Origin of the sequence: Bacteriovorax sp. DB6_IX (assembly GCF_000447775.1) — a bacterium.
Taxonomy (GTDB): Bacteria; Bdellovibrionota; Bacteriovoracia; order Bacteriovoracales; family Bacteriovoracaceae; genus Halobacteriovorax_A.
The window spans coordinates 1-9852 of record NZ_AUNJ01000136.1 but is presented as its reverse complement, the minus strand read 5'-3'; the positions used below and the strand labels follow the sequence as shown (position 1 = coordinate 9852).

11 protein-coding genes are annotated in these 9852 nt (G+C 38.6%); 5 read left to right on the top strand and 6 right to left on the bottom strand.

Features of this window, described 5'->3' with window-relative positions:
• The 3 genes from bfr to M901_RS04235 all read right to left on the bottom strand — a co-directional run.
• The coding region (bfr, locus tag M901_RS04245; protein WP_021276941.1) for a bacterioferritin at positions 1-401 on the bottom strand (401 nt) is incomplete at its 3' end.
• A 96-nt stretch (positions 402-497) separates the two neighbouring features.
• Entirely contained in the window at positions 498-704 is a 207-nt protein-coding gene (locus M901_RS04240; RefSeq protein WP_021276943.1) for a (2Fe-2S)-binding protein, read from the bottom strand.
• A gap of 82 nt (positions 705-786) precedes the next feature.
• Complete coding sequence (locus M901_RS04235) at positions 787-1644, bottom strand: RimK family alpha-L-glutamate ligase (protein WP_034720253.1); 858 nt, start codon at positions 1642-1644, stop codon at positions 787-789.
• 61 nt (positions 1645-1705) lie between these two features.
• Between M901_RS04235 and M901_RS16240 the strand changes: the two genes are divergently transcribed.
• From M901_RS16240 to M901_RS04210, 5 genes are all read left to right on the top strand, one after another.
• Positions 1706-2803, top strand: a complete 1098-nt coding sequence (locus M901_RS16240) for a M14 family murein peptide amidase A (RefSeq protein ID WP_053335817.1) — start codon at positions 1706-1708, stop codon at positions 2801-2803.
• A gap of 88 nt (positions 2804-2891) precedes the next feature.
• A complete protein-coding gene (gene speA / locus M901_RS04225) occupies positions 2892-4796 on the top strand; it encodes a biosynthetic arginine decarboxylase (protein WP_021276944.1) in 1905 nt (634 codons plus the stop codon).
• Positions 4797-4887: 91 nt separating this feature from the next.
• Complete coding sequence (locus tag M901_RS04220) at positions 4888-6378, top strand: bacteriohemerythrin (RefSeq protein WP_021276946.1); 1491 nt, start codon at positions 4888-4890, stop codon at positions 6376-6378.
• Positions 6379-6448: 70 nt separating this feature from the next.
• Positions 6449-6760, top strand: a complete 312-nt coding sequence (locus M901_RS04215; protein WP_021276950.1) for a hypothetical protein — start codon at positions 6449-6451, stop codon at positions 6758-6760.
• A gap of 23 nt (positions 6761-6783) precedes the next feature.
• Positions 6784-7563: a nitroreductase family protein gene (locus tag M901_RS04210; protein ID WP_021276949.1), complete on the top strand. Its 780-nt coding sequence runs from the start codon at positions 6784-6786 to the stop codon at positions 7561-7563.
• 13 nt (positions 7564-7576) lie between these two features.
• Here M901_RS04210 and M901_RS04205 read toward each other — a convergent pair whose 3' ends face one another.
• The 3 genes from M901_RS04205 to M901_RS04195 form a co-directional block, all read right to left on the bottom strand.
• Positions 7577-8035, bottom strand: coding sequence for an EVE domain-containing protein (locus M901_RS04205; RefSeq protein ID WP_021276951.1), 459 nt, complete (start codon positions 8033-8035; stop codon positions 7577-7579).
• 19 nt (positions 8036-8054) lie between these two features.
• The gene (gene speE / locus M901_RS04200) at positions 8055-8918 is read right to left on the bottom strand and encodes a polyamine aminopropyltransferase (protein ID WP_021276942.1); all 864 of its coding nucleotides are present in this window, start codon (positions 8916-8918) and stop codon (positions 8055-8057) included.
• Positions 8919-8927: 9 nt separating this feature from the next.
• Positions 8928-9852 (bottom strand): adenosylmethionine decarboxylase (locus M901_RS04195; protein WP_021276947.1); only part of this gene is annotated, 925 nt, incomplete at its 5' end.

Sequence of the window (9852 nt, the reverse complement as noted above, 5' to 3'; positions counted from 1 at the left end):
AGCCAGTCAACGTGCTCTTCTTCACTTGCTAGGATATCTGTAAATAGCTCTCTCGTAACATAGTCTTGTTCTTTCTCACAGAGCTCAATACACTTTTTAAGATGTGGAACGGCAGCATATTCAACTTCAAGATCACACTCGATGATCTCCTGAACATTTTGACCAATTTTGATACGATCAAGCTTTTGAAGATTCGGTAGCCCCTCAAGAAAGAGAATTCTCTTGATTAGTTCATCAGCGTGCTTCATTTCATCAATAGAAGCTTTATATTCTAGGTGCCCAAGTCTCTCTAGCCCCCAGTCCTCAAGCATTCTTGCATGCAGGAAATATTGGTTAATTGCTGTTAGCTCTTTTGTAAGAACACTATTTAAAGCGTCAATAATTTTCTGATTACCTTTCATATAGAAGATCCTTTTTTGAATTAATCTTACTTAAATCTCTTCTAGAAATTGTAGGCCTGAAAGGTATGAGTGTCTAGGAATTTCGGTAGTTTAACTTTATGAAATCTTTTTTGAATCAGTATGTTTTTGTTGTGTTTGAGCTGTTTTTGTTTTGGCCCTCATACTGTCTAAGGCGTCGATCACACAAACACCACAAGAGTTCCCAACCCCAAGTCTGTTGAGAATTTCTCTATCGTTAAGTCCCTGCTTTTGAGCAGTCTCTAACATTTCTTCTGTGATACCATTACAAATACAAACGTACATGCTTACCTCTTCGACTTTGAGTATACACAAAATAGTTTTGCATATCAAACATTAAATTTATCGGCATGACTTTTGTAGGGCTTTAGAAACGTAAGTGATTGAAAATACATGTTACTAGGATTTCTGCTGGTGAAATCCCGGTAGTTTTTTCAAAGTACTTAAAGCCAGGAACATTGTTAACCTCGATCAGACGGTACTTCCCCTCAATATCCTCGAGAATATCAAAGGCGAGAATTGAGCAAGGGGACTGCCAAAATTTGGCATTTAGAAACTCTGATAATCTATCTGGGATTTTATCATCTGAGATATGCTCTAGTGAGGCCTTCTCACAATTGAGTAATTCTTCTGGATCATTGTGGGTTTTTTTAAGTACTCCAATAATGACATTATTTATCGCGAGGATTCTCCACTCCGCTCGCTTTAAAAGAAGTGGCTGGAGAATATATCTTGTGTCCTTGTTCGAACTAAGCTTCTGGTAATCTTCAAGAGGAGTGATTGTCTTTATGATTCCCTTGGCCTGATTGCTTCGAATTGGCTTGAGGAGGTATTTTAAGGCCCTATTTGATTTTGTAAATGTCTCAATCTCCATCTGCGAGCAGACCTGGAGATCAAGAGTTGGGATACTCTCAAGGGCGATCTTTTGAAAGAGCTCTGCCTGGAGAGCTTTATCTCTGAGGATCGCCGTGATGTGGGGATCATTTACGATAAGAGTTCGTGGCCACTTGATTTTATATCTTTTGAGAAGCTCCAAATCAGAATCATCATAACTTATCCCACTGATACGATTTAAGATGACATCGTAAGATTCCTTCAGTATTTGATCATGATCGTAATTGAAAGGATTGATGACTTGATACGTGGCACCATAATGCTCAATTTTCTTTGTCAATTCAACAATACTTTCAAGGGTTTGGTTTATTGTAAGGATAAGAAATTTCATAAAAAAATGATGCCATTTTAATAAGTGCCTGTATATAATGAAGAGACAAAATGGATGTAATATGATGAAAAATACTTTAAAGATATTAACGATCTCTCTAGTACTGCTTAGTTGTTCTAAAGTGAGTCTGATTGATCGCAAGGATAAGACTGTGACAGCTCCTGCAAAGGATGTCGCTGTAAAAGATGTGGTGGCCAAGGACGTCGTTATCCCAAAACCACAGGTGCTCTTACCTAAGAAGTTTACTAAGGTTGAGAACACGACCAAGGTTTCGAAATTCTGTAAGAAAATTAGTAAGAAGTTTCTCAACTATGGTTGGGGGCATAGCCGTTGTGATTCATTTCATTGGCATCATGTCAGAAACTCTGTTTGGGGTGATCCCCTTATGTGGGTAACATTTGGAAATGAAGCCGAACACAAGGCTAAGCCTAAGAATATGACAATGGTTCTGTGTGGGGTTCATGGTGATGAAATCACTCCTGTAAAATTCTGTTTTGATATTCTTCATCATCTCTATCTTGAGCAAGATGAATCGAAGTTTAAGGACAACCTTATTGTTGTTGTACCAATTGCTAACCCTGATTCATTCTTTAAGAAGTGGCCAACAAGAACAAATGCTAGGGGAGTTGACGTTAACAGAAACTTTCCTACTAAAGATTGGAATTCTAAGGCCCATAAAGTTTGGGTTAATCGTTATAGAAAAGATAAGAGAAGAAACCCTGGTAAGAAGTCTATTTCTGAGCCAGAAACACTCTTTCAGGTTAACCTTATTAAGAGATACAATCCGACAAAGATCATCTCTGTTCATGCACCTCTAACTATTTTAGATTATGATGGTCCAACTGTGGCCACAGAGAATTTCCATGATGTGGCCCATGAAGCGAATAACCTTCTTGTACAAATGAGTAAGAAGGCCAAGGGATATAGAATTAAGAACTACCCATTCTTTCCTGGAAGTTTAGGAAACTATGCTGGTAACGAAAGAAATATTCCAACCTATACTTTAGAGCTTCCTTCTAGTGATAATAGAAGACATAAGGAGTTCTGGAATATTTTTAAAAGCTCTATTGAGTACGCTCTCTTTCATGCTCCCATGAAAGGTAAGATCGTTCTTAATGAGACCAAGTCTGAAGAGAAACAGGCCAAGAAGAGTAACTAACTAGTAATAGTGATAATTAGTTAAACCCTTCTTGACGAAGGGTTTTTTTTCGTCTTTATTGAGGCAAATTTTTTAGGAGTCAATAAATATGAGCTGGACAATTGATGATGCAGACAAGACATATGGAGTTTCAAAGTGGGGTGCTGGTCACTTTACGATTAACGAGAGTGGACAGCTTGCTGTTGTGCCTAAGAGAGAAATTCCTGAGCAAACAATTGTCATCCAAGATGTTATAGATGAGATGCTCTCACAGGGAGTAAGATTTCCTGTTGTTATTCGCTTTCATGATATTTTGAGATCACAAGTTAAAACTATCAACCGTACTTTCAATAATATTATCGATGAGGCCGATTATGAAGGTCACTTCTATGGTGTTTATCCTGTGAAGGTAAACCAAATGCGAGAAGTGGTTGAAGAAATTGTAGAGGCCGGTCATCGTTATAATTTTGGGCTAGAGGCCGGAAGTAAGGCCGAACTGATGTCTGTTTTGGCCTATAATACAAATAAGAAGGCATTAACTGTACTCAATGGCTATAAAGATGAAGATTATCTTCGTCTCGCTCTTCTTGGAAGAAGACTCGGACGTAAGATTGTCGTTGTTGTTGAAAAATTTAGTGAGCTTGTGAAGTTAATTGAGCTTTCAAAAGAAACTGGAGTTGAGCCAATTATAGGAATCCGCTCTCGTATGACTGTAAAAGGTCGTGGGAAATGGGAATCTTCTGGGGGAGAGAAGGCAAAATTTGGGCTTACAATTAGTGAGATTATCAATGCGGTTGAACTTCTTAAAGAGAATAAACTTCTTGATTGCTTGAAGCTTTTTCACTTTCATATTGGAAGTCAAATCACAGATATTAGGGCGATTAAAGAGGCCATTGCAGAAGGGGCCCGTATCTATTGTAAGCTCTTTCAGTATGGTGTGAATCTTGAGTACTTTGATGTTGGTGGTGGTCTTGGAGTTGATTACGATGGGACGGCATCAACAAATGACTCTTCAATCAATTACAAATTAGATGAATATGTGGCCGATATTGTTTATGGACTAAAACAAGTTTGCGATCTTGAAGATGTACCACACCCAAATATTATTACAGAGAGTGGTCGTGCTCTTACTGCGCATCATAGTTGTGTTATCACTAATATTATCGGAGAGATCGACACTACATCAGTCAATTTTGATACGAAGAAAATTACAGGTGAGTCTCATCTTGTCTCAAATATACGAGAAGTGGAAGAGGATCTTGATAAGTATGAGAATTGGCAAGAGGTTTACAATGATGCTGTTAAACTTAAGGAAGACTCACTCAATGCCTTCAAACTAGGTATTCTGAGTCTTGTGGAAAGGGCCAAAATTGAAACAATCTATTGGCGTATCCTAAAGAAAGTTGCGGAGATTGTTTCTAATAAAGAATTTACTTTTGAGCAAGAGACGGAACTTGAGGAATATCTCTCTGGGCAATATCTCTGTAATTTCTCAATTTTTCAATCGGCCGCAGATAGCTGGGCCATCGATCAGATCCTCCCTGTTGTTCCTATTGATCGTTTAGGGCAGCAGCCTTCTAAGCGCTGCTCTCTAGTGGACATCACGTGTGATAGTGATGGAAAGATGGATAAGTTTATTGATTACGATGAAGGTATCAAGAAAACAATCCCTGTCCATCAGTTGGATGGGAATCCTTACTATTTAGGAATCTTTCTTACTGGGGCCTATCAAGATGTTATGGGTGATATGCATAACCTCTTTGGGCGCTTGAATGAAGTACACGTCTATGCTCACGAAGGTGATCCTAAAGGTTTCTACATTGAGGAAGTTATCCGTGGCTCTTCTGCAGCGGACGTTCTTTCGACAATGCAATACAACCCTCAGTATATGGCCTTTACAGTAAAGAAGGCGATTGATAATCAGATATCTCGCGGTCTAATAAATCCAAGAGATGGTGTGAAGTTAGTCGATTTCTATGAGGATTGCTTAAAGTCTTATACTTACTTGAAGTAGGTATAATTAAAATTAAGACAATAAAATCAGGTGTTTGACTTGGATCAGGTATAGTCTTACCATAGTAGTATTGTAAATTATGGAGAACTATATGAACTATATCATTGTGGGAACTTTGATCTTTGTCAGCAACCTGATGTTGGCCGTTAACTGGTTTATGCTTAAAGAGCATAAGAGCTTATTGATGCTTATTATTGGGGCAATTTGCTTCTTAATAAGTATGGTCTTTTTAATAAAAGAGGCCCTGCGCGTAAAAAGCGTCAATGAGATGTTGTTGGTTCTCAAGTCTAAAGTTGATGCTCTCTCTGGTGTCTCAGACCAAATCTCTAGTACAAGTAGTAACCTCTCTGAAGGAGCTTTAGAGCAAGCTGAGGGTTTACAGCAAACTGTCAGTGCTATGGATGAGATCAATGCTATGGTTCAACGTAATACAGATTTCACAGAAGAGTCTAAGAAAGAAACACAGCAGTGTCTTAGTACTGTTCAAGAAAGTAGTCGTATTATGAATGAGCTTCGTACTGCCTTTGCGACAATTAAAGAGGGGAACTTAGAGTTCGAAAGATTCGTGAAGGAAAATAATGTAAAGTTTGATGAAATTAAGAATGTCATTTCAGATATTTCTGAAAAGACTCAGGTTATCAATGATATTGTTTTTCAAACCAAGCTTCTGGCCTTCAATGCTTCTGTCGAGGCCGCTAGGGCCGGTGAACATGGGAAGGGTTTTGCCGTTGTTGCGGAAGAGGTTGGTTCCTTGGCCACTATGAGTGGTAAGGCCGCTGATGAAATCTCTGAAATGCTTGAAAAAGGACTTCATACAGTTAATAAGATTGTTGATGATACGACAAAGAGTGTAGAAGAGCTTGTTGAAGATGCGACGAAGAATATTGAATCAGGTGAGGGACAAGTTGAAAATTCTCTCACGGCTTTTGAGGATATTTCAACTCGAGTTAATCTTGTGACGGATAAGATTTCTGAAATTTCGAGTGCATCTCATGAGCAAACGATAGGGATCCAAGAAGTTTCTAAGGCCATCAATCTTCTCGAACAAAATAACCAACGCTCTACTCTTGTTTCAAGACAGGCCTTTGAAATCTCTGTTTCATTAAATGAAGAGTTTAACGAACTTGAAAAGCAGTTTGAATCAATTTTTTCTCAAGTCTATAAGGATGGATCATCTCCAAAAATTGAGCTCTCTGATTTTAAGTGGAATGACAAGTTTCTTCTTGGAGTTAATGAGATGGATGATGAGCATAAGATACTCATCGCTAAAATCAATAAACTTGTTAAGTCATTAAATAAAGAAAACCAGAAATTGATTGAAGAAAATTTCATCGATCTTAGAGACTATACTGTTCTTCACTTTAGGGATGAAGAGGAGTTCATGCAACGAGTTCAGTATCCTGACTTCGAGGCCCATAGCAAGATACACGAGAATATGTTGGCGAAATTTGGTAGTTTCCAAGAACAAGTCTTTGATGGAACTCTTGATAAGAAGAAGTTCGTGGCCTTCCTTAAAAACTGGCTTGTCAGTCATATTCTTGGGGTTGATATGCAATATGCCGAGCATTCTAAACGAGTATAACCGAATATTTAAATCGGTTAATAAAGCTTAGAATAAGATTCTCCGATAGTAGTAACTGTAGGAGAATCTTATGGCAGATTTATCACAAATTGATTTAGATGGTGGTGGCTCACAAGGAGAAGTTGAGCTTCATGGACATGAAGATGAGATTCATGCCGGGGGCGAGATCCACTCCACTGAAGAAGAGGATTCTTCCCATAGTAAGACCGAAGACCTGCATCTTTATTTTAAGCAAAGTTTACGTATGCGTATGGGTCTTACAGGAATGGTCATTAGTATCTTTTTTGGCCTTTCTCTTGTGATGACATTCGCTCTTTTGGTTTTTTCCTATACTGAGGCCGGACGCACATTTCTTCAAGGACTAAAATTCTTTATCTTCTAGACTCTTATTGCTAACATTTTCTTATGAAAGAAAATGAAACAGTATTTACAAAGAAATTAGACATTCAATATAGCGAACCTGCGGCAGAAGTCAGCTTTGAGGAATTTGATAAGGTCCTCAGAAGTCGACGTTCTGTGCGTGTTTTTAAAGATGAGCCTATTGCTGATAGTGATATCGACAAGGCCATTGAACATGGTTTATTGGCCCCAAATTCATCCAATCTTCAGCCTTGGGAATTCTTTGTGGTAAAAACTCCAAAGATTAAGGAAGAACTCGCAAGATATTGTTTCTCTCAAAATGGTGCGAAAACAGCATCACATTTAATTGTATGTGTTGCTCGAACAAATACTTGGAAAGAGCACTGTGAACTCATGCTAAAAGGTTTTCGTGATTCTGGAGAAGAAGTTCCAGCTGTTGTTGAGCAGTACTATAAGAAAATTGCGCCAGCGGCCTATGGTCTAATAGGTCCATTTGGAATTTTATCTCCTTTCAAGTGGCTACTTCTAAACGGTATAGGACTGACTAAGGTCATGGCACGTGGTCCTGTTTGGCCTAGTGATCTTAAAACTTGGGCAGTGAAGTCGACAGCTCTGGCCTGTGAAAATATTATGCTCTCTCTTCGCGCTCTAGGACATGATTCTCTGCCGATGGAGGGTTATGATGAGTGTCGTGTGAAAAAGCTTTTAGGTCTTGGTAGACATCAGCACTTGGTGATGATCATTGGTGCAGGAAAGAGAGCTGAGGGCGGAGTTTATGGGCCTCAGGTGAGATTTCCAAAAGAAAAATTCGTCCACCAAATTTAGAATTTGACTAGAATTATACAAGTGAGTTGATAAAGTCGTACTCTTCTTTTGAGACCGGCATGATTGAAAGGCGACAGCCTTTTTGTAAGAGCTTTAACTCACTTAGTTCATCATGCTCTTTAAGTTCTTTAAGTGGGATAACTCTTTTAAACTTCTTAGAAAATTTGATATCAACCATAAACCATCTTGGGTTATCTGGTGTAGACTTGGGATCATAGTAGCTACTTTTAGGGTCCCAACTTGTATGGTCTGGATAGGCTTCTTTACAGACAGTTGCAATACCGGCCACGCCAGGAACTTTACAGCTAGAGTGATAGAAGAGGACTTGATCACCCTTTTTCATTTCATCACGCATAAAGTTTCTGGCCTGATAATTTCTCACGCCATCCCAGTGTTCCTTCTTTCCCTTTCTATTGAAGAGATCATCAATTGAAAAAGTGTCAGGTTCTGATTTCATGAGCCAGTATTGCATCTTACTTCCTATTTTTTGACTATGGATTTTGAATAAGCCCGGCCAGGTTCTTCTTCTCAAAAGTTGGAAGCATAAAGGCCGCTTTGTGAATCCCTGTATTATAGTATTGAAAATCAAGTCCTGATTTTTCAACTCTAGACTCATCAAAGTCTTTAAGAGGATCAAGTCCATTTGAAGCAAATGTAAATGACCAGAGCCCACCAGGGTATGAGAGATTCGAGAAGTTATAAATAAATGTCTTCTCAAAGGCGTCGTTAAGAACTTTCAGCATACTCTTTTGAATGTCTCCGTTAAAGAAAGGTGATTCTCCTTGTGAGACAACGATTCCATTATCTGCAAGACACTTTTTGACATTTCCATAGAATTCAGGCCCAAATAGTGGCGCGGCAGGTCCGATAGGATCTGTTGAATCGACTATGATAATATCAAATTTCTCAGTTGTTTCTTCTACAAATTTAACACCATCTCCAATAATGAGATTTAGCTTGTCGTGTCCCTTTAGAACTTCAGCCGTTTGCGGGATAAATTCCATACAGGCCTCGCACACGAGACCATCAATTTCTACCATCGTACATTTTTCAACTCCAGGGTGTCTAAGAACTTCTCTGGCCGTCCCACCATCACCACCTCCAATGACTAGAACATTCTTTGGGTTAGGGTGAACAAAGAGAGGAACGTGAGTGATCATGTCATGGTAAACAAACTCATCTCTTTCAGTTACCATAACAAGTCCGTCATTTAGAAGCATTCTTCCATGGCCCTTTGTTTCGACAACATCAACAGTTTGGAATTCTGATTTCTTTGAGTAGAGAACATTCTCTACTTTATATCTCATACCGTATCCGACTTCATGTTTTTCTTCGATCCATAAATCACTATACATAATTACCTCTTAGAGTATTTTAAATGGGGCAAGCTTGCCCTTTCTTGCTTTATAAAAGTGAGAGAAATACATAGTATAACCACAATCAAGTTGAGTCTCAACTTCTGTCTTTAACTTATAGTCCTCTGGAGTATCTTTACCACACTGTCTCTTGTGACATGGCTGAAATTCGATAAAGTCGTAGGCCACTGGTCCAAAGACATCAAGAAGAGTAGGGACAAATTCTCTTAGGTCGATATCGGACTCAAAAGAGACATAAGGACTCACTTCCTGAGGAGTAATGTGAATTGTTAGGTAGCGATCATCCTTAATGGCATTCAGTGAGTAACCATAAGGTTGAAAGACGAAATCATCAATTTTAAAGCCAGGAAGTATCTTGTCGAGTTTTAAGAAGTCTCTAATTTCTTGTGATGTCAGATCTCCTCTCATTAGAAAACTTCTGGCGTTCTCATCAATCTCATACATAAGAAACTCAAATGTGTGATCGTTCGATTCAGGAGAATAGTCATTCTTTAGATGATAAATGAAATTATGATGGTCATCCATATTACCAAGTCTAAAGGCAACACCATTAAATCTTTCTTCGAGAACTTTAATATCATCATAGAAAGTTGTTGGCTGCATATGTGAGAAGTACTCGTTCTTTCTTTGAAAGATAACCTGTGCGATATGCTCTTCGCCTAAATTCTCAACAAAGAATTTTATCGCATTGATAAGTGTTGTTTGACCACATGTTATAAGTAGGATTCGATCTTTCCAAACAAAGAGTGAGGACTCTGATAATAGAAAGGCCTTAACAGATTCGTTACTAATACTTGATAAGATAGTGGCGTTGGCCTTTTCGACCAAGTCTTTCCAAAATGCTTCGCTCTTCTCAAGAAGATTTTGAGAGTTGGCATTGAGGATGATTTCGGCCTTTTTCTCGGAACCTTCG